Annotated in this window: 18 protein-coding genes; 9 read left to right on the top strand and 9 right to left on the bottom strand. The window is 58.7% G+C overall.

Annotated features, from left to right (window positions below):
* The first annotated feature begins 255 nt into the window (after positions 1-255).
* On the top strand, positions 256-1,110 hold the full coding sequence (purU, locus tag NH395_RS15465) for a formyltetrahydrofolate deformylase (protein ID WP_253026132.1): 855 nt from the start codon (positions 256-258) through the stop codon (positions 1,108-1,110).
* Here the strand turns inward: purU and lexA are convergent.
* Entirely contained in the window at positions 1,107-1,766 is a 660-nt protein-coding gene (gene lexA, locus NH395_RS15460; protein ID WP_066315408.1) for a transcriptional repressor LexA, read from the bottom strand. The two genes, purU and lexA, sit on opposite strands and share 4 nt — an antisense overlap.
* A gap of 300 nt (positions 1,767-2,066) precedes the next feature.
* On the opposite strand from lexA, the gene NH395_RS15455 reads away from it, so the two are divergent.
* The 4 genes from NH395_RS15455 to NH395_RS15440 are packed head-to-tail and all read left to right on the top strand — an operon-like array spanning position 2,067 to position 4,940.
* Positions 2,067-2,744, top strand: coding sequence for a TetR/AcrR family transcriptional regulator (locus NH395_RS15455; RefSeq protein WP_253026131.1), 678 nt, complete (start codon positions 2,067-2,069; stop codon positions 2,742-2,744).
* Entirely contained in the window at positions 2,722-3,246 is a 525-nt protein-coding gene (locus NH395_RS15450; protein ID WP_253026130.1) for a L,D-transpeptidase, read from the top strand. Before NH395_RS15455 ends, NH395_RS15450 begins: the two co-directional genes overlap by 23 nt.
* Before the next feature lie 58 nt (positions 3,247-3,304).
* On the top strand, positions 3,305-4,330 hold the full coding sequence (gene nagZ, locus NH395_RS15445; protein WP_253026129.1) for a beta-N-acetylhexosaminidase: 1,026 nt from the start codon (positions 3,305-3,307) through the stop codon (positions 4,328-4,330).
* Between the two features lie 31 nt (positions 4,331-4,361).
* Positions 4,362-4,940 carry a hypoxanthine-guanine phosphoribosyltransferase gene (locus NH395_RS15440; RefSeq protein WP_066315419.1) on the top strand — a complete coding sequence of 193 codons (579 nt, stop codon included), beginning with the start codon at positions 4,362-4,364 and terminating at the stop codon, positions 4,938-4,940.
* Between the two features lie 12 nt (positions 4,941-4,952).
* On the opposite strand, the gene NH395_RS15435 is transcribed toward NH395_RS15440, so the two are convergent.
* A complete protein-coding gene (locus NH395_RS15435; protein WP_066315422.1) occupies positions 4,953-5,786 on the bottom strand; it encodes a pyruvate, water dikinase regulatory protein in 834 nt (277 codons plus the stop codon).
* Positions 5,787-6,013: 227 nt separating this feature from the next.
* Here NH395_RS15435 and ppsA point away from each other — a divergent pair, with 227 nt between their 5' ends.
* Positions 6,014-8,389, top strand: coding sequence for a phosphoenolpyruvate synthase (gene ppsA, locus NH395_RS15430; RefSeq protein WP_253026128.1), 2,376 nt, complete (start codon positions 6,014-6,016; stop codon positions 8,387-8,389).
* Between the two features lie 105 nt (positions 8,390-8,494).
* Positions 8,495-10,285 carry a gamma-glutamyltransferase gene (gene ggt / locus NH395_RS15425; RefSeq protein WP_253026127.1) on the top strand — a complete coding sequence of 597 codons (1,791 nt, stop codon included), beginning with the start codon at positions 8,495-8,497 and terminating at the stop codon, positions 10,283-10,285.
* Positions 10,286-10,291: 6 nt separating this feature from the next.
* Here the strand turns inward: ggt and NH395_RS15420 are convergent, their stop codons facing one another.
* The 3 genes from NH395_RS15420 to acnB all read right to left on the bottom strand — a co-directional run bounded on the left by NH395_RS15420 (position 10,292) and on the right by acnB (position 15,484).
* On the bottom strand, positions 10,292-12,175 hold the full coding sequence (locus NH395_RS15420; RefSeq protein WP_253026126.1) for a glycerophosphodiester phosphodiesterase family protein: 1,884 nt from the start codon (positions 12,173-12,175) through the stop codon (positions 10,292-10,294).
* 60 nt (positions 12,176-12,235) lie between these two features.
* On the bottom strand, positions 12,236-12,727 hold the full coding sequence (gene rraA / locus NH395_RS15415; protein WP_253026125.1) for a ribonuclease E activity regulator RraA: 492 nt from the start codon (positions 12,725-12,727) through the stop codon (positions 12,236-12,238).
* A gap of 153 nt (positions 12,728-12,880) precedes the next feature.
* Positions 12,881-15,484 (bottom strand): bifunctional aconitate hydratase 2/2-methylisocitrate dehydratase, encoded by a 2,604-nt coding sequence (gene acnB / locus NH395_RS15410; protein ID WP_253026123.1) that lies wholly within the window; start codon positions 15,482-15,484, stop codon positions 12,881-12,883.
* Positions 15,485-15,903: 419 nt separating this feature from the next.
* Here acnB and NH395_RS15405 point away from each other — a divergent pair, with 419 nt between their 5' ends.
* A complete protein-coding gene (locus NH395_RS15405; RefSeq protein ID WP_253026121.1) occupies positions 15,904-16,557 on the top strand; it encodes a tRNA-(ms[2]io[6]A)-hydroxylase in 654 nt (217 codons plus the stop codon).
* A gap of 31 nt (positions 16,558-16,588) precedes the next feature.
* A complete protein-coding gene (locus tag NH395_RS15400; protein WP_253026119.1) occupies positions 16,589-20,488 on the top strand; it encodes an AAA family ATPase in 3,900 nt (1,299 codons plus the stop codon).
* 160 nt (positions 20,489-20,648) lie between these two features.
* Here NH395_RS15400 and NH395_RS15395 read toward each other — a convergent pair whose 3' ends face one another.
* From NH395_RS15395 to queC, 4 genes are read right to left on the bottom strand one after another with little or no spacing between them, the layout of a single operon-like run.
* On the bottom strand, positions 20,649-20,903 hold the full coding sequence (locus NH395_RS15395; protein ID WP_092828898.1) for a YkgJ family cysteine cluster protein: 255 nt from the start codon (positions 20,901-20,903) through the stop codon (positions 20,649-20,651).
* A complete protein-coding gene (locus NH395_RS15390) occupies positions 20,900-21,733 on the bottom strand; it encodes a 6-carboxytetrahydropterin synthase (RefSeq protein ID WP_253026117.1) in 834 nt (277 codons plus the stop codon). The genes NH395_RS15395 and NH395_RS15390 overlap by 4 nt, the downstream gene beginning before the upstream one ends.
* Positions 21,733-22,380 (bottom strand): 7-carboxy-7-deazaguanine synthase, encoded by a 648-nt coding sequence (queE, locus tag NH395_RS15385; protein WP_253026115.1) that lies wholly within the window; start codon positions 22,378-22,380, stop codon positions 21,733-21,735. The genes NH395_RS15390 and queE overlap by 1 nt, the downstream gene beginning before the upstream one ends.
* A complete protein-coding gene (gene queC, locus NH395_RS15380; protein ID WP_253026113.1) occupies positions 22,380-23,093 on the bottom strand; it encodes a 7-cyano-7-deazaguanine synthase QueC in 714 nt (237 codons plus the stop codon). The genes queE and queC overlap by 1 nt, the downstream gene beginning before the upstream one ends.
* Between the last annotated feature and the right edge of the window lie 123 nt (positions 23,094-23,216).

Raw genomic sequence — 23,216 nt, 5'->3', positions numbered from 1 at the left:
GCCTAACGGCAGGAGGCGTAAGGGAGGGCGACGACGGGGACGAATATGAACGCGCGGTGGATGCATCAGAGTAATAAAGCCTAGAAAGTAATTGGTTAACTATACGGGATGGGGCGGGCGGCTAACAATCACTGCCGTTGCGGGCGGTGATTGCGGGCGCTGCATTCTGTACACTAGACGTTTGTTTAATGCCAATGGACGGCCTGATCATCGCCGCCCGGCAACTGTGAACGGCAACTTTGAAGAGTAATGACTATGTCGCATTTTTATCGTCTGGTGGTGTCCTGCCCGGACCAGGTGGGGATCGTCGCGAAGGTTTCGAGTTTTATCGCGGATCAGGGCGGGTCGATCACCGAGGCCAGCCAGCATTCCGATCTGGAAACCGGGCGTTTTTTCATGCGCTACGAAATATTGGCGGATTCGCTGGGTATGTCGGCAGAGGCGTTACGTTCAGCCTTCGAGCCGGTGGCGGAGCGGTTCGACATGCAGTGGGCACTGGTCGATACTCAGAAACGCCAGCGTGTTGTTCTGATGGTCTCACGAGAATCCCACTGCCTGGTCGATCTGCTTTACCGCTGGCAGGTGGGGGAGCTGGACTGCGATATCGTGGGCGTTATTTCCAACCATGATGACATGCGTTCGTTAACCGAGTGGTATGGAATTCCGTATCACCATGTGCCGGTGGATCCAGCGGACAAGACAGCGGCCTTTGAGCAGGTGCAGGCGCATATTGACGATGCCCGGGCCGATAGTATCGTGCTTGCGCGCTACATGCAGATTCTCCCGCCGGCGTTATGTGAACGCTACGCGGGGCAGGTCATCAATATCCACCACAGCTTTCTGCCGTCTTTTGCTGGCGCCAAGCCTTACCACCAGGCTTATCAGCGTGGCGTCAAGCTGATAGGTGCCACCTGCCATTATGTGACGCAGGAGCTGGATGCAGGGCCCATCATCGAGCAGGACATCCACCGGGTCAGTCACTGTCACACGCCGACCGATCTGGTACGTTTTGGCCGTGATGTGGAAAAAGCCGTTCTCGCTCGCGGCCTTCGCTGGCACCTGGAAGACCGCGTGCTGGTGCACGGCAATAAAACCATCGTGTTCAGCTAGCCGAGCGACTGGCCATTGCCCCCGCGGATGACGCCGACCCCAACCCCTTCAATATCGAGCGGTTGGGTACGTAAATCGATATTGATCGGATCGAAATCGGGGTTTTCCGCAATGAGCGTGACCTGGTGGCCCTCGCGTTTGAAACGCTTGACGGTTACCTCGTCTTCCAGGCGGGCGACAACAATCTGGCCATCGCGGACGCGCTGGGTACGATGCACGGCAAGCAGGTCGCCTTCGAGAATGCCAACGTTCTGCATCGACAGCCCTCGCACGCGCAGCAGGTAATCGGCCCTGGGCGTGAAGTAGTCGGCGGGCAGGGGGCAGTAGCGATCAATGTGCTCAGCGGCGAGAATGGGGCTCCCCGCTGCGACCTCGCCAATAATTGGCAGGCCGCTGGCAGCGTCTGAGGCTGGCAGAGCGTCTGGCGTTTCCTGGGGCTCCTGGTTGGGCAGGCGTATGCCACGAGACGTATTGCGAATAATGCGAATGACACCTTTGCGCTCGAGGGCGCGCAAATGCTCTTCTGCCGCATTGGGTGAGCGGAACCCCAGCGCCTTGGCTATTTCAGCCCGAGTGGGCGGATAGCCGAGCTCACCCATGGTCTTGACAATAAAGTCGAACACATTTTGTTGGCGAACGGTTAATGGCCGCGACATACCAGCCTCCAGATTGAATAAGTGAGCAAGACTGCGTTTCTGTTGACCTATCCGACGTGGTTAACAGTGCGTAATTAACAGTATGTGGTTAAGTATACAGCATGTTCTCCTGTCCAGTATATCTTTGAGGTAAGTCAGCTAACAAATTGATGTATATAGAGATGCGAGGTCACGATGGGGACGGGGCAGGTGCTCAGGTAAACGTTGAGAGGTAACAACCGATAACGTAGTATCCTAGTTTGTTTAAAACATCCGTTTTTTATGGCCCGCTTTTTTGGCCCGTTTTAGGAGAAGAGCAGCATGGCTCAATCGGATACGGTGACGCGCATTCTGGATACCGCTGAAGTGCTTTTTGCCGAGCGCGGCTTTGCCGAAACCTCTTTACGCAACATTACCAGCAAGGCACGGGTCAATCTTGCCGCGGTGAACTATCACTTTGGATCCAAGAAAGCACTCATCCAGGCGGTGTTTGCTCGCTATCTGGATCCGTTTTCCCAACGCTTTCATAGCGCCCTGGATGAACTTGAAGCCCGCTACGAGGGTCGTGACATCCCCCTTGAAGTGCTCCTCGAAACCATGGCGACAACCGTGCTGACGGTGCCTGCCGAACGCAATAGCCTCAAAGTCTTCATGCGTTTGCTGGGGCTTGCATACAGCCAGGCACAGGGTCATTTGCGCCGTTATATCCAGCAGCAATACGGCGATGTGTTCAGCCGTTTTACCGAGTTGGTTCGCCGTGCGACACCGGAGCTGCCGGACGCCGAGCGCTTCTGGCGGCTACACTTTATGTTGGGTACCGTTATCTTTACGCTTTCAGGGCTGGATGCGCTGCGCGATATTGCCGAAAAGGATTACCACCAGCACGTGTCGGTCCGCGATCTGGTTCGCCGCCTGCGGCCGGTAGTGGTGGCGGCGATGAACGCGCCGTTACCTGATGAGAAAGGCATTGAGCACCATGCAGACACCGTCGCTCATTGACATGCCGCCCCGGGAGGGGCTGTGGCTGGAAATCGACACCCACTCGCAACGGCTGCGCGCCTGGCAGGGCGATGTGTGTCGTCATGAGTGCGACATTTCCACCGGTCGCCAGGGCCTGGGTAATCAGCAGGGAAGCGGGCAAACGCCGCTGGGCTGGCACTATATTCGTGCCGCCATTGGCGCCGATGCCCCGGAAAACGCTGTCTTCAAAGGACGCCGCTGGACGGGAGAAGTCTTTAACGCCGAGCTGGCGGCCGCGTTTCCCGAGCGAGACTGGATTCTGACTCGCATTCTGTGGCTGTGTGGCCTGGAACCGGGGATAAACCGCGGTGGTCAGGTCGATTCTCAGCGCCGCTATATTTATCTGCATGGTACGCCGCCGGACCAGCCCATGGGGCAGCCCGCTTCCCATGGTTGCGTACGGCTGCGTAATGCCGATCTTCTTTGGCTGTTTGAGCATGCGATACCAGGGACGCCTGTCTGGTTACACGACAGCCGTTGATCGTTGGACTCCTCGCTAATCATCGTCTAGAGTTAGCGCCTTTTTTGGACATCCCGCTATGACACATCCTTTGGGCTCGGTCATGTTGGACCTTGAGGGGACAACGCTGACCGCCGCAGAGAGGCAGTTGCTGAAAGTCCCCGCGGTGGGTGGCGTTATCCTGTTTGGGCGCAATGTCGAAGATGCCCATCAGGTCAGAAAGCTGTGCGGCCAGGTGCGTAAGCTTCGCCCCGACCTGTTGCTGGCAGTGGACCAGGAAGGCGGACGCGTCCAGCGTATCAAGCAAGGACTGACACGCCTGCCACCGATGGCTCGGCTGGGCGATTATTATCAGCAGGATCGTGCGGCGGCCCTGGGGCTTGCTCAGGACACCGGTTGGCTCCTGGGCATGGAAATGGCCGCCTGCGGGCTGGATATCAGCTTTGCTCCGGTACTGGATATCGATAGCGGTTTATCCAGCGTCATCGGCGACCGCAGTTTTGGCTCAAAGGCCCCGCAAGTCAGCGAACTGGGCGGCGCGCTGGTAGCCGGTCTGCATGAAGCCGGTATGGCAGCGATCGGCAAGCATTTTCCCGGTCATGGTGGCGTGGCGGCAGATTCGCATCTCGCCTTGCCCGTTGATGATCGGCCTTTTGAGACGCTCAAACAGCACGATCTGGTGCCTTTCAGCGCCCTGGCCAAAAAGCTTGATGGTGTCATGCCAGCGCATATTGTTTACTCGGCATTTGACAAGCGACCCGCCGGCTTTTCACCCAGTTGGCTGGGGATGCTGCGTCAGTCGCTGGGATTTAAGGGCTGTATCTTTTCCGACGATTTGAGCATGGCGGGTGCCCATGAGGCCGGTGGGCCCCGCGAACGCGCAGCGGCTGCGCTTGCTGCGGGCTGCGACATGTTGCTGGTATGCAATGATCGCGAGGCGGCGCTTGAGGTTGTAGCCGCCGTTCCAACCCCTCAGTCTTTAAGGCCCGGCAAGCTACGCTACAAACGCGCGCGTCCCGATCTGGATGCGCTACCGGCGCTTAGCCGCTGGCGGCGTACGCATGCCCAGCTAGAAGCCATGGCCGCTCATTCACTCAGCAGTTAACGATCGTTTTACCAAGTAGGCTGGAACTTCAATGGCAAAGCTAGACAAAGAAGCGCTCGCATCCCTCGACACCATGCGCGAGCTCATGGACAACGCAGACTGCTTGATTTCCCAGCAGCAGGTGGAGCAGGCGCTGGACCGAATGGCTGAGCAGATCAGCGCGGATCTGGGCGATAAACTACCGGTCTTTTATTGCGTCATGAATGGCGGCTTGATCACCACAGGCCACCTTTTGACCCGGTTGGGCTTTCCGCTTGAGGTCGACTACCTGCACGCCACGCGCTACCGTAACGAAACCCGTGGCGGAGAGCTTTTCTGGCGGGTGTCGCCGGAGATTCCCATGGCCGGTCGGCATGTCGTTATCGTCGACGACATCCTCGATGAAGGCACGACGCTGGCGGCCATTCTGAACTATTGCCAGGAAGCGCAGGCTGCCAGCATTACCACGGCGGTACTGGTCGACAAGCGCCACGACCGCAAGGCAGTGCCCGGGCTGAAGGCTGACTACTGTAGCCTGGAGGTCGCCGACCGATACGTATTTGGCTTTGGTATGGATTACAAGGGGTACTGGCGCAATGCCCCGGGTATCTTCGCGCCCAAGGGCATGTGATCTCATGCGGCCCTAACGGGGTGAAAAGCGCCGCGCCAACCCGGTTTCAGCAATCATGCGGGTGGATATTTCCTCCACGGAGAAGCGTGTGGCGTCGATATAGGGGATGTGCAGGCGGCGGTATAATGCTTCGGCCTGCTCGATCTCCTGCATGCATTGGTCCATGGAGCTGTAGCGACTGTTGGGCCTGCGTTCGTTGCGAATGGCGGCCAGCCGCCTGGCGTCGATTGTCAGGCCAAACAACTTGTGCCGATGGGGGGCAAGAACCCGGGGCAATTTCAGCATGCCGTCTTCGTCCAGGTCGTCTTCCGTGAGGGGGTAGTTGGCGGCGCGAATGCCAAATTGAAGCGCCAGATAGAGCGACGTGGGGGTTTTGCCGCAGCGCGATACCCCGACCAGTATAATATCGGCTTTATCGTACTGGTGGGTGCGTGCGCCATCGTCGTTGTCCAGCGCGAAGTGCACCGAGTGGATGCGGTCCATGTAAACGTCGTCGCTGCCAATCGAGTGCGTTCGCCCCACGCTGTAAGAGGAATGGGTCGCGAGCTCCTGTTCGAGCGGTTCCAGAAAGGTGGAGAAGATATCCACCTTGAAGCCGGCGGCCTTGCGAATCACGTCACGAATTTGCTGATCGACAATGGTGTCGATGATGATCGGCCGTTGGCCGTCCCGAACGGCCGTCGCATCGATGATCTCGGCCAGGGCCTGGGCTTTGTCCAGGGTGTCGATATAGGGCTTGGTCTGCATGTTGATCTCGACATCGCTGAACTGGGCCAACAGGCTTCTTCCCAGGCTCTCTGCGGTGATGCCCGTCCCATCCGAAATGAAAAATGCCGTGCGCTGCATGGTGTTTGCTCTCCTGAACGTTGTGCCTATTGTGGGTCGGGATGACGTCCGGCACAACGGTGCTCGAGTCGCGACTACAACAAAGGTTCAAAAAGGCCGCCTGTTGTAAAAATCCTCCATCGCCTTCGCTATTAGACCAATGGCGAATACACCGGGGCGGTGCTAGGGTGTCCGCATTCATCTCTGGCGGTTGTCATGATCGCTGGCCTATCGAGCGAGGGGGTTGCGTGAACAATTACATTCTATGGTTCGATCAATTGGGTATGGCTGACGTCGAACGCGTGGGTGGCAAAAACGCCTCGCTTGGCGAAATGATCTCCAATTTATCGGGAGCGGGGGTCACGGTGCCAGGTGGCTTTGCCACCACGGCTCATGCCTACCGAGAGTTTCTCGCCCATGAAGGTCTCAACGAGCGTATCAACCAGATGCTGGCGCGGCTGGATGTCGACGATGTCAAAGCATTGGCCGAGGCAGGGAAGACGATCCGTCAGTGGGTGATCGACACGCCGCTGCCCCCGACGTTCGAAAAAGAACTGCGTAGCGCCTACGCGAGCCTTCAGCAGCGTCACCCTGCGTTAAAGGTCGCGGTGCGCAGCTCGGCCACCGCGGAAGACTTGCCCGATGCCTCCTTCGCCGGCCAGCAGGAAACCTTCCTCAATATCGAAGGGTTCGACAACATTAAACGTGCTGTCCACGAAGTGTTCGCGTCACTGTTTAATGACCGGGCCATCTCTTACCGTGTGCATCGCGGCTATGCGCATGAAAATGTCGCGCTATCTGCGGGTGTGCAGAAAATGGTGCGCTCGGAAACGGGTGCGTCGGGTGTCATGTTCACGCTGGATACAGAGTCGGGCTTCCGCGACGCCGTCTTTGTGACGGCTTCCTGGGGGCTGGGTGAAACCGTCGTCCAGGGGGCGGTGAATCCGGACGAGTTCTATGTTCACAAGCCGACCCTGGCCGCGGGGCGGCCCGCCGTGCTGCGCCGTAACCTGGGTTCCAAGCTGATCAAGATGGTCTATACCCAAGATGCCAGCGCAGGCAAGTCGGTCGAGACCATTGACGTGCCGCTAAAGGACCGAGGTCGTTTCTGCCTGAACGATGCCCAGGTGATGTCTCTGGCCCGCCAGGCTGTGACCATCGAGCAGCACTACCAGCGACCCATGGATATCGAGTGGGCGCTGGATGGCGACGACGGTGAGCTCTACATCGTGCAGGCCCGGCCGGAAACCGTGGTCTCCCAGCAGGAAGGCGGCAAACTGGAGCGTTTCCAGCTGCGCGAGAAAGGCCGCACCCTGGTCACCGGCCGCGCCATCGGCCAACGCATCGGCCGTGGTACCGCCAAGGTGGTCATGACGCCAGACGATATGGACAAGATCCATGACGGCGACGTGCTGGTAACCGACATGACCGATCCCGACTGGGAGCCGATCATGAAACGCGCTTCAGCCATCGTGACCAATCGCGGCGGCAGGACCTGCCACGCGGCGATCATTGCCCGTGAACTGGGCATCCCTGCGGTCGTCGGCTGTGGCGATGCCACCACACGATTGAACGAAGGCAGTGACGTCACTGTTTCCTGCGCTGAAGGCGATACCGGGCATGTGTATGAAGGCCTGCTGGATTACGACTGCAAGGTGTCCAACGTCGATACCATGCCCGAAATTCCTTTCAAGATCATGATGAACGTGGGCAACCCCGATCGCGCCTTTGGGTTTGCCAGCCTTCCGCATTCTGGGGTAGGGCTCGCGCGGCTCGAGTTCATCATCAACCGCATGATTGGCGTTCACCCTAAGGCATTGCTGGAGTACGACACCCTGCCGTCTGACCTTCAGCAGGTGATCGACATGCGCACGGCCGGTTATACCGACCCGGTCAGCTTCTACGTCGATAAACTCGTTGAGGGCATTTCGACACTGGCTGCTGCCTATTACCCCCAGCGCGTTATCGTGCGGCTGTCGGATTTCAAATCAAACGAGTACGAGAACCTGATTGGCGGCAAGCTTTACGAGCCCGGTGAAGAGAATCCCATGCTGGGCTTCCGGGGTGCCTCGCGTTATGTTTCGGAGGCGTTCCGCCCTTGTTTCGAGCTGGAATGTCGGGCGCTCAAGCGTGTCCGCGAAGACATGGGGCTCGACAATGTCGAGATCATGGTGCCCTTCGTGCGCACCACGGAAGAAGCCCGGGAAGTGGTCGAGCTGCTGGCGACCAACGGGCTCAAGCGCGGTGACCATGGTCTCAAGGTCATCATGATGTGCGAACTGCCCGCCAATGCGCTGCTGGCCGACGAGTTTCTCGAGCATTTCGATGGTTTCTCGATCGGTTCCAACGACCTGACACAGCTCACCCTTGGGCTTGATCGTGACTCGGGTATCGTGGCGCACCTGTTTGACGAGCGTAACGAAGCCGTCAAGAAGCTACTCTCCATGGCGATTCAGGCCTGCAGGGCCCAGGGCAAGTATGTCGGCATCTGCGGTCAGGGACCCTCTGACCACCCTGACTTTGCCAAGTGGTTGATGGAGCAGGGGATTGATTCGATATCCCTCAACCCGGATGCGGTACTCGAAACCTGGTTCATGCTGGCAGGTGAAACCATCGCTGACTGATCGGCAGCCGGTTTGATGCAACGCGCCCAGCCATTGTGCTGGGCGCTTGGGTTTAATAGGCTACGCTCTAACTTTGGTCTGTATACATTGGCGGAGTCGGTCGTGATGCCCTCGAAAAAAATGCGCTGGCTGCTACCCAGTCTCTTGGTAGTGCCTTTACATGGTTGGGGCTTCGACTATGAAACCCCCTCCATCTCACCCGAAAGCGAATCTGGCTACGAAGAAAAACCTGGCTGGTCTGCCGATTCCTTCGCGGTGGCCGCTGCCAACCCACTGGCCACCGATGCGGGCTACCAGATATTGAAGGCCGGTGGGAACGCGATCGACGCAGCCATCGCCGTCCAGTTGGTGCTGGGACTGGTGGAGCCGCAATCTAGTGGCCTTGGCGGCGGGGCGTTCTTGCTTTATTACGATGGTGATGAGGTGCGCGCGTACGATGGGCGTGAGACGGCCCCCGCCGCCGTGGATGGCGAACTCTTCATGCAGGATGGCGAGCCGTTGGCGTTCATGGATGCCGTGGAGAGCGGCCGGTCGGTCGGTGTGCCGGGAACGCTGCGGCTGATGGAAAAAGCCCATGCGGCTCACGGCAGTCTGCCCTGGGAAGACCTTTTTGTGCCTGCGATGACGCTGGCAGAAGAGGGCTTTGCTGTCAGTGAGCGGCTTCATTCGAGCCTTGCCGATGTTGATGCCCTGCGCGATGACGACCTGGCGCGGGGTTTTTATTATGACTCGGAAGGCGAGCCCATTGCCGTGGGTGAGACCCTCAAAAATCCGGCCCTCGCGGCGCTATTAAAACGTATCGCCGAGGAAGGCAGCGCTGCCTTTTATCAGGGAGACGTTGCCCAGGATATTGTCGATGAGGTCACCCAGCATCCCGCTCGACCCGGCGCGATGACGCTGGATGACCTTGAAGGTTATGACGCCATTATCCGCGATCCTATCTGTACGCCCTGGCAGCAATGGGAGGTCTGTGGTTTCCCGCCGCCATCGTCCGGCCACCTCACGATCATGCAGATCCTTGGCATGCTCGATCAGCAGCCCCTGCTTGAAGCCCCTCTGGACGACGGAGTCACCAGCAGCGGCTGGTTGCACCAGTTTCTGGAAGCCTCCCGGTTAGCGTTTGCCGACCGCAATTACTATATAGCCGACCCTGATTTCGTCGAGGCCCCCGGTGGTGATTGGTCGACAATGCTGGCGCCGGACTATCTCGCCAAGCGCAGCGCGCTGATTGGTAAAGAGAGCATGGGGGGCGATGCCGAACACGGTCGGCCCGGCGATATAGACACTAGCTGGGCGGCGCAGCCGACTCAGCCCGAATACGGTACCAGCCATATCAGCATCGTCGATGCTGAAGGTCGCTCGGTTGCCATGACCACGACCATCGAGCAGGCCTTTGGCTCGCGCATCATGAGCGATGGGGGGACCGACTTGCCGGGCGGCTTTTTGCTCAACAATGAGCTGACCGATTTTTCCTTCGAGCCCGAGCAGGACGGTGAACCCGTGGCCAATCGGGTAGCGCCTGGCAAACGCCCGCGTTCCAGTATGAGCCCCACGCTTATCTTCGATCATGACAGCGGCGAGTTGGTCGGTAGCCTTGGGTCGCCCGGTGGCGCAGCGATCATTCATTACACCGCGCGAACGCTGATAGCACTGCGTGACTGGGGAATGAATGCGCAAACGGCGTTGAACCTGCCCCATGCGGTGACCCTGGGCGACCAGGTCTGGGTTGAGGAAGGCCGTTTCCCGGAGGCCACCCTCGACGCTCTGAGAGAGCGAGGGCATGACATCAGCGAGCGCGAGCTGACCAGCGGGCTTCAGGCGATCATGCGCTTCGAGGATGGCACGCTGTTTGGCGGCGCGGACCCACGCCGGGAGGGCGTGGTGATGGGCGATTGAACGAACCTAGCGCCGGAGCCAGTTGCGTAGCTTCACCAACATCAGTGCGCCGTCGCTCAGCGCGCGACGATCGTTGCGCAAAGCGACCAGCCGTTTGGGATAATCGGTGATGATCGCGTCCACGCCAAGGTCAATGAGCGTGGACATGCGGCTCCGGCTGTTGACCGTCCAGGCATGTACTTCATAGCCATAAAGCTTCGCCAGTTTTATTTCCTGCGTGGTGATACGATTATGGCGAAGGCCCAGGGCGTCAAAAGCACCGCGATCCAGTGTGCCCGGCAAAATCAGCTGGGCGATAAGCGTGACCTTGAGCTCTGGCGCTTGCCGTTTGATGAACGGCAGCAAGCCCGGCGACGTGGTGGCCATGCGCATGCTGTGCATGGCATTCGGGTAGCCGCACAGGGCGAAGGCGGCTATTGGGCTGTCAGCCGATGCCCAGCACTGATAGCGGGCATCGGTCTCTTGCTGTAACTCTCTTAAGACGGCATTGGTGAGCGCCTGACCTTGGCCCGGCAATGGCTTTATGTCGATCATCAGGTCGGCGCGCCCGCGCACCAGTGCCAGCGCATCGTCGAGACCTGGAATGGGCTCCCCCTCATACACATCGCCAAACCAGCTGCCAACGTCGTAGCGCTCGAGTTCCTCGCGCGTCAAGTCCCCGAATGCCTGCTGATCGCCTGTCAGGCGTGCCATGTTGCGGTCGTGATAGAGCATGACCTCCTGGTCGGCTGTCAGGCGGACGTCGATTTCAATGGCGTCGGCACCGTCCACGATCGCCTGATCCACCGCTGCCAGGGTATTTTCCGGGGCGGCCATTGAGCTGCCGCGATGGGCAATGATCGCCACGTCGTCGCGAATGTCGAAGCTTGTCAGTATCCACCAGGCCTGAAGGGCTGCAAAGGCCAGTACGCTGAGCTCCACCGCCCAGGCAAAGCGCCCCGGGTGGGCATTGGCAGGTGGCGCTGGACGTGCCTCGCGGTGGGCCAGTTGAAGGTACAGGCAGGCGGACAAAAGGACATTTACGGCAATGCCCAGAAAGGTGATCGCCAGTGTGATCAGCACATAACCGGTCAAATAGCCCAGCATGGCCGGTACCAGGACGGTTGTATGCTCGGGTAACCACCACAGTAGCGGCGTAAATAAATAATCAAACAGCAGGGTGGTTGCAATCGGCAGCACGATAATCAGTAACAGAACCAATATGACGGCAATGCCAATCGAGCGATGCCAGCCTCGGGTGAGAACGACACTGCGGCGAAGCGCCTGCCACGGCGAATATTCATCCAGGGCCACCAGGGGTAGCGCCAGCAGCCAGCGTAAATAGAGCTTGGCGGCCAGGAACATCCACACCAGCAATAGTGGGGTCGCGCAGGCAACGAAATACCACAATACAGGGGGCTTGATGCGCTGAAGGTAGTAAGGATCGATACCACTCAGCCAAATGTCATACAGCCAGGTCAGGGCGAGCATGAAGGGGGCGAGCAGTAGCAAGTGGCTACCCACCTGCAGAATGACCAGGCCCGTCAGCGCAGGTAATCGCCGACTGCTTAGCCAGAGCGCCTCAAACGCAAGGCGATAGTGATTGTCGCGAGGCCTGGTCGCGACCTGGAGCATGCCGGCCTGCTGCCAGTAAAGCACCACGAAGAACAGTCCAATGCCGATCAACATGCCCAATAAACCCAATGGGCTGAACACGAGCGAGACCAAGTCGTTATTGGTTACGACGCTACGCCGCAACTGGGCGAGCAGGGCACGCATGACCCAGGCGATGGCGGGTAATAAAAGGGCTGAGGCTAGCAGGGTGAAAAATAAATGAAACGCAATCAGCGGACGTAGATGATCGCGTAATGTGCGGGCAAGGGCATAGCCAAGCTGATTCAAAGGCTGCATGGACACAAAAGGGTAATGAGAAGAGACTTTAGGGTGGCAGCAAGCGCCACCCCTGACAAGTCACGCTTGATCAAGCGGAAGTTCGCGATCGGCGATCAGGATGCCGTTATTGTCAGCGTACAGCCAACTGCCCGACGTGATGGTGACGCTTGCAAAGCTTATGGCCACATCGCGCTGTCCTTCCCCACGCTTTTCGCTTTTACGTGGATGACACCCTAGCGCCTGAATGCCGAGGGGCAGGGTGGCGAGGATGTCCACGTCGCGAACGCAACCGTACATCACGACGCCAGCCCAGCCATTCTCGACCGCTTGTTCAGCCAGCATATCGCCGAGCATGGCACAGCGAGGAGAACCTCCCGCATCCACGACAAGGATGGCGCCATCACCTGGTTCAGCGACGGCTTGCTTGACGAGCGAGTTATCTTCAAAACACTTGACTGTGCGTACCGGACCGTAAAATGCATCAACGCCGCCAAAGCTGGCAAAGATGGGTTCCAATACCTGAACGTCTGGAAAGGCATCGCATATATCGGGGGTAATAATTGTCGGCATGGCGAATTCCTGTCTGGTGACTCAGCGTCTAAACATAAGAAAAAACGCCCCGCCCTGTAGAACAGTGGCGGGGCGTTCGTTCATCGGCTCAAAAGAGCGCGAAGCCCTTCTGCGATGGTGCGAGCATCGGCGATGGAGCGGTAGCGTTGAAGCTTACGCTTCTTGAGCCACCGGAATCACGTTTGAGGCGATCTTCTGATACTCCTCAATTTCGTGAAAGTTCATGTAACGATAGATCTCGCCCGCCATGGCGTCAAACTCTCCCATGTAACGGCGGTACTCGTCGACCGTGGGCAGGCGACCTTCGACGGCGGCGACTGCCGCCAGCTCGGCTGACGCAAGGTAGACGTTCGCGCCGTCGCCGAGCCGGTTGGGGAAGTTACGCGTCGAGGTCGACACAACGGTGCTCTTGGCGGCGACGCGCGCCTGGTTGCCCATGCACAGCGAGCAGCCGGGCATCTCCATGCGTGCACCGGCACGGCCGTAGATACCGTAGTAGCCTTCTTCGGTAAGCTGGTGCTGATCCATCTTGGTCGGCGGTGCCAGCCAGAGGCGGGTCTTGAGGCTGCCTGCGGGCTGTTTCTCGAGCAGCTTGCCAGCGGCGCGGAAGTGGCCAATGTTGGTCATGCACGAACCAATAAATACTTCGTCGATTTTCGTGCCGGCAATGTCTGAGAGTAGACGCGCATCGTCGGGATCATTCGGCGCACACAGGACCGGCTCTTTGATTTCGTCGAGGTCGATTTCGATCACTTCGGCGTATTCGGCATCCTTGTCGGCACGCATCAGTTTAGGATCGGCAAGCCAGGCTTCCATCCCTTCGATACGGCGGCTGATGGTGCGCTCATCGCCGTAGCCATTGGCGATCATCCACTTGAGCAAGGTGATGTTCGATTTGAGGTACTCGGTCACGCTCTCATCGGAGAGGGTGATGGTACAACCGGCGGCCGAACGCTCGGCAGAGGCATCGGAAAGCTCGAAGGCTTGCTCGACGGTGAGGTCCTCGAGGCCTTCGATTTCCAGGACGCGACCCGAGAAGGCATTTTTCTTGCCGGACTTCTCGACCGTCAGTAGGCCCTGCTTGATGGCGTACAGCGGAATGGCGTGAACCAGGTCGCGCAAGGTGACGCCAGGCTGGCGTTTGCCCTTGAAGCGCACCAGTACGGATTCCGGCATGTCCAGCGGCATGACACCGGTGGCGGCAGCGAAGGCGACAAGACCCGAGCCTGCCGGGAAGGAAATGCCCAGCGGGAAGCGGGTGTGGGAGTCGCCACCAGTGCCAACGGTATCCGGCAGCAGCATGCGGTTGAGCCAGCTGTGAATGATACCGTCGCCGGGGCGCAGCGAAACGCCGCCACGGTTCATGATGAAGTCCGGCAGGGTGTGGTGCGTATCCACATCCACCGGCTTCGGGTAAGCGGCGGTATGGCAGAACGACTGCATGACCAGATCGGCCTGGAAGCCCAGGCACGCCAGGTCTTTCAGCTCATCGCGCGTCATCGGCCCGGTGGTGTCCTGTGAGCCAACGGTGGTCATCTTGGGTTCGCAGTACATCCCGGGGCGAACGCCGTCCATGCCGCAGGCCTTGCCGACCATTTTCTGGGCCAGGGTAAAGCCTTTGCCGGTGTCGTTGGGCTGCTCGGGCAGACGGAATACGTCCGACGGAGCGAGGCCCAGGGATTCACGTGCCTTGCCCGTCAAGCCACGACCGATGATCAGCGGGATGCGCCCGCCTGCACGGACTTCGTCGAGAATCAGCTGTGTCTTAAGCTCGAAGGTCGTCAGTACCTCGTCAGTCCCATGCTTGCAGACCTTGCCTGCATAGGGGTAGACATCGATGATGTCGCCCATGGCCAGCTTTTCGACATCCATTTCGACCGGTAAAGCGCCGGAGTCTTCCATGGTGTTGAAGAAGATGGGGGCAATTTTACTGCCAAAACAGAACCCGCCTGCGCGCTTGTTAGGCACATGAGGAATGTCATCGCCGAAGAACCACAGCACGGAATTGGTGGCTGACTTGCGCGAAGAACCCGTACCCACAACGTCGCCCACATAAGCCACAGGGAAGCCCTTGGCCTTGACCTCTTCGATCTGCTTGAGCGGACCGGTCTTGCCCGTTTCCACGGGGTCGATGCCATCACGCTCGTTTTTGAGCATGGCATTGGCATGCAAGGGAATATCCGGGCGCGACCAGGCATCCGGTGCGGGTGACAGGTCGTCGGTGTTGGTTTCGCCGGGTACCTTGAAGACGGTCAGGGTGATCTTTTCTTCGAGCGCTGGCTTGGAGAGGAACCACTCGGCGTCGGCCCATGACTGGATAACGTCCTTGGCGACACTGTTACCTGCCTTGGCACGTTGTTCGACATCATGAAAGGCATCGAACATCAGCAGGGTGTGCTTGAGCTGTTCGCCAACTTCACGGGCGAGTTCGTCGTTGTCAAGCAACTCGACCAGGGAGACGATGTTGTAGCCGCCCTGCATGGTGCCAAGCAGCTTGACGGCATGCACTTTATCGATGAGGGGCGATGTGGCTTCGCCTTTGGCGATGGCCGTCAGAAAACCGGCTTTTACGTAAGCCGCTTCGTCAACACCCGGGGGAACGCGGTTGGTAATGAGGTCGAGAATGAACTCTTCTTCGCCAGCCGGGGGCATTTTAAGCAGCTCGATCAGAGCGGCGGTTTGCTCGGCATTCAGGGGCTTGGGGGGAATGCCCTCTGCAGCGCGTTCCTCGACATGTTGGCGGTAAGCTTCAAGCACGTTTGGGGCCCTCTCATCTGCTTTTATGGTGGCGACGGCACGTGGGCTGTGCGCTTCACAGTGCCACCGGATACTGACATACGCTTGACAAACAGCGTTGGTTGGATGGCCGCAATTCTACGTCAAACTGTCGACAATGTTAAGGTGAGTCCGCTGCCATGGCGTTGTACTTTATGCTGATGCGCACGAACAAAGGTGTGAAACGCGCTAGGACCAAACGTTCTGGCATGCTTTACTGGCAAAAAAGCACTCGCTATCGACAGAGGTTGCATAAAGTGTGATTCTCGTAACGCCGCGTTACCATCTGTCGGGTTGATGACCTGCGTCAGGCTGATCAGCTGACCGTACTGGCATATTCGAATTACCCAAGATGTTATAATTGTTGTACAATTATGTGATAGTTATTTAGTGATGGTGTTATGTCGATACAAGTAATCCCTGACAAAGCGGGTCATTCGCTCGATGCGAGTGACCTGTTGCCTGACAGCTTGAATGACTTTCTGGGATGCACGACGCCAGATGCCTGGCTTGTCTGGGCCCTGGAGAATCCCGAAATTCTGCTGATTGACCATGCTCAATGTGAAAAGAAGGCCGCCTCCACGGCGATGAGTCTGCTGTATCGCTATGTGGATCAACCGCTGTTATTGAGCAAGATGTCGCAACTCGCCCGGGAAGAACTGCTGCATTTTGAGCAGGTCGTGAACCTCATGGAAGGCCGGGGGGTAACCTACAGGCACTTGACGGCTTCGCGCTATGCGGAAGGGTTACGACGCCATGTTCGTCCCCAGGACCCTGAGCGATTGATTGATGTGTTGATTATTGGCGCGCTCATCGAAGCACGGAGCTGCGAACGCTTTGCTTGCCTGATTCCCTACCTTGATGAGGAACTGGCGAAGTTCTACCGCACTCTGGTCAAGTCTGAGGGCCGACACTTCGAAGATTACCTGTTGCTTGCCCGGCAGCAGACCGATTACTCGATCGACGAGCGGATCGCGTTCTTTGTTGAATGCGAAGCAGAGCTAATCAGTTCGCCGGATACGGCTTTCCGTTTTCATAGCGGCGTGCCAGCGTAATGTTGCCGTTCGTCCAGACAGGATGTTTACTATGCGCGATGCTCAAAAGTATGACCAACTGACCCTGTTCGGTCATTTTGCCCTGACCCAGGGTGATGATGTGCTGACCCACTTTAGCTACGATAAAGTGAAAGCGTTGCTTGTCTACTTGCTGCTGCATCGGCAACCTGTCAATCGCGCTGCGCTGGCCGAACTGCTGTGGCCGGATCAGGGCCTTTCGTCGGGTCGCACCAACCTTCGACACGCCTTGCATTGTCTGCGTCAATCATTGGGCGAAGATGCAGAACAGGTGCTTAACGTATCGCGTCAGACCATTGCTTTTCAGCTTCCGGCCAATTGGCAGGTCGATCTGCATGAACTGCAAACGCTGCTCGAAGGGCCGCGGGATCTGGCTACCCTGGATGACGTGCTCACCTGTTACCAGGGCGACTTGATCGAGGAATTGCAGCTCGCCAACTGCAGTGATTTCCAGCGCTGGCTGGTTCAGGCGCGCAACGAATGGCGTCAGCGGGTTATCCGCTTTGCCGAGCAGGTGCTGGATAACTATCAGGAAGTCCCTGACGGCCTTCTGGAAACGCTGGTCAGTCGGTTTTCCGGCTATGGCCCTTTCCATGAGCGGTTGGTTAGACAGCTTGCTGAAAAAAAGCAGATGGCGGCAGCCCACGAGCAATACAACAGCTACCTGCAGTTGCTTGCCTTGTCGGGCCAGCAGCCTGAGCCTAGCTTCTTGCAGCTGGCTAGCTACTGGTCCGATGGACACCCGGATGCCCGGGTCATGTCACCCCAAGGCGCCTTTTCGCGAGCGCTTGCCACCGACAGCCAGCCCTTGCGTGAAGATGAGATCGAGCTTCGCCAGCTCTCGGTAATGGCCATTCGGTTGCGGCTCCAGGGGGACTGGCAGGATCGCGCCGCGACGCGTGACTGCCTCGCGCTTCAACTGGAACTACTGCGCTGGCTTGAGCAGCAATGCCATCATTTGGGTGGTTTCTGGTTGCCGGGTGCTACAGGTGGCCTGGGGCTTGCGTGTTTTGGTACCCATGGCCCAGCCCATCAGCTGGCTGAACTGGTCGCGCTTTATGAGCATTGCCGTCAGACGCTCCCCCAAGAGTCTGCCAGGCACTGGACGGGTGAAGGTGAGCTGCCACAGTTCGAACTGGCAGCCGGGCTGCACAGCGGCCGAGTGGTTTATTTGCCGGAGCGGCAACTGGCGGATCCGTTGGGCCAGGTAACGCAGATATCCCTGGAGCTGATGAGCGCGGCCGAAGGCAGCGAGCTGGTCATCTCGCAGGAGTCGAGCCAGCATATGCCACCGGCGCTGGACCTTCAGCCTCGTCTGGTCTCGCGGGTCATGTCCAGCGATGGCCGGGTACGCCAACGAGCGTTGGTACTCGGCCAGAACGAAGGTGGCCGTGATGCACTGCCGCCGAGCCTGGTGGGGCGCGAAACCTCGTTAAGAACCCTGAGAGATGCCCTGGCCCGAGCCGGTATCGGGCTGCGCCAAAGTGTGCTGGTACGCGGCGCTTCGGGCATGGGGAAATCGGCCCTGATGGTTGGCTTTCGTCAGCTTGAGATAAGCCGCGATGCCGCTATTTGCTGGCAGCCCACCACCCGCCTTTCGGTGCTGGAGCCCTATGGCGTCGCGCGGACTCTTCTGTCCTGGTACCTGGATGGGGCCCCGGACCAGGATGCACTGCACGCCCTGCAAACCGATCTGGCTTTCAATACGCTGAGCGATGAGCAGCAATGCTTGCTTGAAGAAGCCCTTGGTGTGCGTAGCGTGCAGGAAGTGTCCCAGTTGACACAGAACGGTGAAGCGGTCGAGCTGGTGGTGATGCTGTTACACCGCTTGATCGAACGGCAGGCGGCCACCCATACACTTGTGCTGATGGTGGATGACCTTCAGTGGTTAGACGAACCCTCGTTCAAGGTACTGTCAGGCCTCCAGGCGAGGTTGCCCATCAACACGGCCTTTATGCTGGTGGCCAGCCATCATGGCCGTGAACCCCTGCCGGTCAAACTGCACTGGGACCAGCAAATCAACCTGGGCCGCCTGGGTGAACTCGAATCCTCTCGGCTGTTATCGCAACTCTCGCGTCGTTACCGTATTCACCTGAGCCCACGGCTGCGTAATCAGATCATCGAACGCTGTGATGGCGTACCGCTGTATTTGCAGGAAATCTGTCGGCGCCTGGATATGGATCGCCGGGAAGGACGGAGCGTCCAGTTTGATGAGTTGCCCAAAGGGTTGCTTGGTCTGTTGGCCAGTCGTATCGACCAGTTGGAAGCGGACCGTGACATTGCTCACATTGCCGCGGTACTGGGCAAACGCTTCCGGCTGGATTTCCTCAGCGAATGCAGTGGCTATGACACAGCGCGTTTGCAGCAGGCGCTGGAGCATATGCGCCAGCTCGAAATCATCGAGCCGGTGGATAACGGTTCAAACGAACACGAGTTCCAGTTCAGCCACCAACTGCTCCAGGAGGCGGCCTATCTTTCCTGCCCCCGGGACGTGCGCGTTACCCTTCATCAGCAGGTGGTGAGCCTGATAGAACAGCGCTTCCCGATGTGGATCAGCCGCCATCCCGGTGATTTTGCCACGCACCTACGGCGAAGCGGTCACTACGCGCGCGGCGCACGTTATTTTGAGCTAGCCGCCCGGGAAGCGCTAAAAGTAAGCGCCAATCGCACCGCGTTGCGCATGGCGGACTTCGGACTGGCCAGCCTGCGCCACGTGGAGCACGAGGTCGAGCGCGAGGTGAGTCTGTTAACGGTGCGCGGGCAGGCGGCCTTTGCGCTCGAGGGGCATGGCTCGCCCACCGCCCACGAAAGTTTCGTGCGTGCGCGTGAGTTGTTGCGCCACTCGGGCGCGGATGCCCTGGAAGACCCTGAAGACCTGGAGCAAATCTTTCTGGTCAAGTGGGGACTGTGGGTAGGACGTAGTCAGCGCTACGCGCATGCCGATGCCTTCGCGCTGGCGTCCACTCTTGGTGACATAGCCGTACGGCTTGACGACCCTCGCTACCAGCGACTGGCTGACTACGCACGTGCGCATTGCGAATACTGGGCGGGGCGTGTTCAGCAGGCCAATGACCATCTGAATGAAATCGACCCGCTCAACTCGCCGATGATGATCGAGTGGCTGCCGTTCTCTGACCATCCGCAGGTAACAGCGGCGTGTTTCCAGGGCTGGGCGCTATGCCTATGTGGCGATTACCAGCGTGCTGAACGACAGGTCTCTGCGGCGATACGGCTCGCGGAAAAGCTGGGCCATCCCGGTACGCTTGCCATGGCGCTACTGTTTGCTGCCTCGCTCTATCGTCAGCTTGGCCATGTGCATTTAGCGGCGCGTCATGCCGAAAAGGCAGCGGCGATGACCGCCACGCCGGATTTACAGCTGTGGCAAATTAGCGCCCAGGGAATTCTGGGTTGGCAGCGCGCACTGGCGGGCGATCACGGCGGGCTGACCCAACTGCGCGATAGCCTGGACCAGATGGCGGAGCTTAACGGGCGTGATCGCTTCAAGCGTCCTGTGCTGTGGTATTCGGATGCCTGTATTGCCCTGGGAGAATTGAGTGCCGCGGAAGATTACCTGGATCAGTGCCTGGTGATTGCCAAAGAGAGGTCCACGCTGTTTCTGCCCGAGCTTGCCACCCAGCTTGCCCGGGTACGCATCATGCTCGACCATCCGGCCAATGAAGTGCGTGCGTTGGCCGAGATGGCGATTTCTCAGGCCCGGGAGCACGGTAATCGCCATCAGGAATTGGCAGCACTGGAGTTATGGTTGACGCGCATCGCACCCGACGACGAATCAGCACGGGAGACCTTCCATCGTCTGTTGAGCGACGTTAGTCATAGTGACGCGCCGGTCCTGGTCCGCTGGGTCAGCCTGGTGGATCGTCGCCTGGCCTATCCCGAGCGCCTGGAGAGTTAGCAGCCTGTCGGACTTAACACTGATCTACTGCGAACCCCGGTATTTTGACCAACTTTATTCGATCGATTTCGTTAAATAGCGCGCTATTCGCCTCAATCGATAGATAAATTTGGCTCAAAACCCGTGCTTCTCGCGACGATCGGCCAAGCCCGACAGGCTGCTAGGTGTTATCTTCCAGCCATGTCAGGGTGATCAGTGCTTCTTCCCGCTGCCGTCCGCAGACGGCAGTGTCAAACTGAAACTGCTCGCACACGGCCGGTCGACGGGGATCTCCGAACAGGCGGCATAAATTATGCTCGTCCAGCTGCGCGCAACGCACACCTGCCGGTTTGCCTTCGGGCATGCCTGGAATGGCTGAGCTGATCGACGGCGCAATACAGCATGCCCCGCAGCCTGCCCGGCACTCATCACTCATGGGCTTGCCTTGGCTATCGCGCCTTTATTAAACCCCTCGAATGCGTGCACCGTTGAGGTTTCAAGGCTTTGAGCAGCAAGCTGTTCCGCCAGCCAGTGAGCAATGTTTTCCACCGTTGTGGGGGTAGTCAGGACCGCGCAGCGCTCATCGGGTAGCGTGAGGGTAAAGGTTCCCTGATCCGCTTGATAGCGGCACGTCAGGGCCTGCTTGTCGCGGGCGATAATGTCATTTTCTTCTACCAGGTAGCGATTATCGAGCCAGGCCGCCCACTGCTGTTCGAGTTCATGCTGGCGGGTTCCCCGTTGCCAGATATGCAGGCGTGAGCGATGCCCATGGGCAATGCGCTGGCAGTTGCCCTTATGCAGTTTCAGACCATGACTGTACCCATAGGCAGCGCCTTCGATGGCTTCATCACTGAGACTTAGTTGAACCCGTGTGACGTTTGCCGGCCGCTGCTCAGTGAGCGTCTGGCTTAAACTGGCGGCGACGGCGTCGCGCTCGATGGTGGCAACGGGCAGTAGGGTGAAAGCCTGTTCCGGCCCTTTTACTTCCATGGCATAGGGCGTCGTGGTGCGCACGCACAAGCCTTCCTCGCAGGGGCTGACAGTGACCCCGGAAGCCTCGACAGGTACCAGAAGCGTGTGGTCCAGGCCGCTATCGAGGTGATGCTTGATCCATGGCTTGACCTCGCCAAAATCCAGCAGCATGCCGTCTTTGCCAAGCTCGCCTTCAAGCACCGCATCGACTTGCCAGCTAACGCCCTTGAGGCCCTTTTCTGGGCACCACAGCGATGCGTCGATATGGGTGAGTTGATTAACAAATAAGGACATCAGTCAAAGCCTGCGATTTTGTGCGTCTGAAGCGATAAACGCCATTGCGGGTTGGCTAAACAATAGGCCGTGGTACGCGCGACAGTGTCGTCGTCGTGAGCGTCTAAAGGGGAAAGGTCCATTGGCTGAAGAAAAAAGTGGCGAAAGTCGAGCTTCGCAAATGCCTCGGGCGGTGCCTCGGTCTGGGGATAGACCAGCTTGAGTTCGTCGCCCTGATCAATCACCAGCGGGTTCTTGCCCTTGGGGCTCACGCACAGCCAGTCAATCCCGGCGGGAGGGGTGAGCGTCCCATTGGTTTCAACCGCTACTTCAAACCCCACGCTGTGCAGCGTGGCGATCAGTGCCGGATCAAGCTGCAGTAGCGGCTCGCCCCCCGTAAATACGACGTAAGGAATGGCACGGCCAGCGTCACTGGGCCACAGCGCGCTGATGTGCTCGGCCAGGGCGTCGGGTGTTTCGAAACGGCCTCCGCCTTGGCCATCGGTGCCGACAAAATCGGTATCACAGAAGGTACACCGGGCGGTTGCCCGGTCCCGTTCGCGACCGCTCCATAGATTGCAGCCGCTGAAACGGCAAAAGACACTGGCCCGGCCGGCCTGGGCGCCTTCCCCCTGCAGCGTGTAGAAGGCTTCTTTTACCTGATACATCAGCGTGCCTCCTGTTGTGAGGCACAGGGGTGTGAGGTATAGGGGAGTGGGTCGGTCACGCCATTCGCCGCAAAGGCGGCTAGCCGTTCGCGGCAGCTTCCGCACTGCCCACAGGCCAGTTCGCCTCCTTCATAGCAGGTCCAGGTGTTTCGGTAGTCAAGCCCCATTGCCAGGCCTTGCCGAAGGATGTCGGCCTTGCTGGCATGCAGGTAGGGGGCATGTACCTTGACGGGGGAGAAGTTGGCAATTTGTGCGACCTGATCCATGGCCTCCACAAAAGCCGGGCGGCAGTCGGGGTAGAGGACGTGGTCACCGCCATGGGCACCGTAGTCAACGCGCTCTGCGCCGATGTTGACAGCGTTCGCAATAGCCAGGGACAACAATATCATGTTGCGGTTAGGGACCACGGTCGCCGCCATATTGTCGCCGTCGTAATCGCCCTGGGGCATTGCCTGGTCAGTGTTGGTCAATGCTGAATTATCAATCAGCGAGTGAATCGCCCGGATATCCACGACCTGGTGGGGGACATTCAAGTGTTGGCATACCTGGCGGGCAGCATCGAGTTCACGGGCGTGGCGCTGGCCGTAATGAAATGACAGCGCATGAACGTGATAACCTTCGTTTAGCGCCCGGTGGAGAAGGGTGAACGAGTCCATGCCGCCGGAATATATCACCACGGCGGTGGCTCCATGCGGAGCTTGGGAAATTGACATGATAAGCACTCTTATGCCGGAGAATTTATTGATCGTAGCGTGAAGAAAGCTGCTACTGTGTTCCGGGGTCCGGTCCGGAAGGTTGCAAGTGTACGCAATCGAGGTGTTTCTGGCTAGCGCCAG

Origin of the sequence: Halomonas sp. Mc5H-6, assembly GCF_024124705.1 — a bacterium.
GTDB classification, from domain to species: domain Bacteria; phylum Pseudomonadota; class Gammaproteobacteria; order Pseudomonadales; family Halomonadaceae; genus Vreelandella; species Vreelandella subterranea.
The sequence above is the reverse complement of the archived record's forward strand: the minus strand, read 5'-3'. Positions and strand labels throughout refer to the sequence as shown.

Excerpts from the sequence above, each read along its gene's own strand:
- purU (WP_253026132.1), top strand. The coding sequence starts at position 256 with ATGTCGCATTTTTATCGTCTGGTGGTGTCCTGCCCGGACCAGGTGGGG.
- lexA (WP_066315408.1), bottom strand. The coding sequence starts at position 1,766 with ATGTCGCGGCCATTAACCGTTCGCCAACAAAATGTGTTCGACTTTATT.
- NH395_RS15455 (WP_253026131.1), top strand. The coding sequence starts at position 2,067 with ATGGCTCAATCGGATACGGTGACGCGCATTCTGGATACCGCTGAAGTG.
- NH395_RS15450 (WP_253026130.1), top strand. The coding sequence starts at position 2,722 with ATGCAGACACCGTCGCTCATTGACATGCCGCCCCGGGAGGGGCTGTGG.
- nagZ (WP_253026129.1), top strand. The coding sequence starts at position 3,305 with ATGACACATCCTTTGGGCTCGGTCATGTTGGACCTTGAGGGGACAACG.
- NH395_RS15440 (WP_066315419.1), top strand. The coding sequence starts at position 4,362 with ATGGCAAAGCTAGACAAAGAAGCGCTCGCATCCCTCGACACCATGCGC.
- NH395_RS15435 (WP_066315422.1), bottom strand. The coding sequence starts at position 5,786 with ATGCAGCGCACGGCATTTTTCATTTCGGATGGGACGGGCATCACCGCA.
- ggt (WP_253026127.1), top strand. The coding sequence starts at position 8,495 with ATGCCCTCGAAAAAAATGCGCTGGCTGCTACCCAGTCTCTTGGTAGTG.
- NH395_RS15420 (WP_253026126.1), bottom strand. The coding sequence starts at position 12,175 with ATGCAGCCTTTGAATCAGCTTGGCTATGCCCTTGCCCGCACATTACGC.
- rraA (WP_253026125.1), bottom strand. The coding sequence starts at position 12,727 with ATGCCGACAATTATTACCCCCGATATATGCGATGCCTTTCCAGACGTT.
- NH395_RS15405 (WP_253026121.1), top strand. The coding sequence starts at position 15,904 with ATGTCGATACAAGTAATCCCTGACAAAGCGGGTCATTCGCTCGATGCG.
- NH395_RS15400 (WP_253026119.1), top strand. The coding sequence starts at position 16,589 with ATGCGCGATGCTCAAAAGTATGACCAACTGACCCTGTTCGGTCATTTT.
- NH395_RS15395 (WP_092828898.1), bottom strand. The coding sequence starts at position 20,903 with ATGAGTGATGAGTGCCGGGCAGGCTGCGGGGCATGCTGTATTGCGCCG.
- NH395_RS15390 (WP_253026117.1), bottom strand. The coding sequence starts at position 21,733 with ATGTCCTTATTTGTTAATCAACTCACCCATATCGACGCATCGCTGTGG.
- queE (WP_253026115.1), bottom strand. The coding sequence starts at position 22,380 with ATGTATCAGGTAAAAGAAGCCTTCTACACGCTGCAGGGGGAAGGCGCC.
- queC (WP_253026113.1), bottom strand. The coding sequence starts at position 23,093 with ATGTCAATTTCCCAAGCTCCGCATGGAGCCACCGCCGTGGTGATATAT.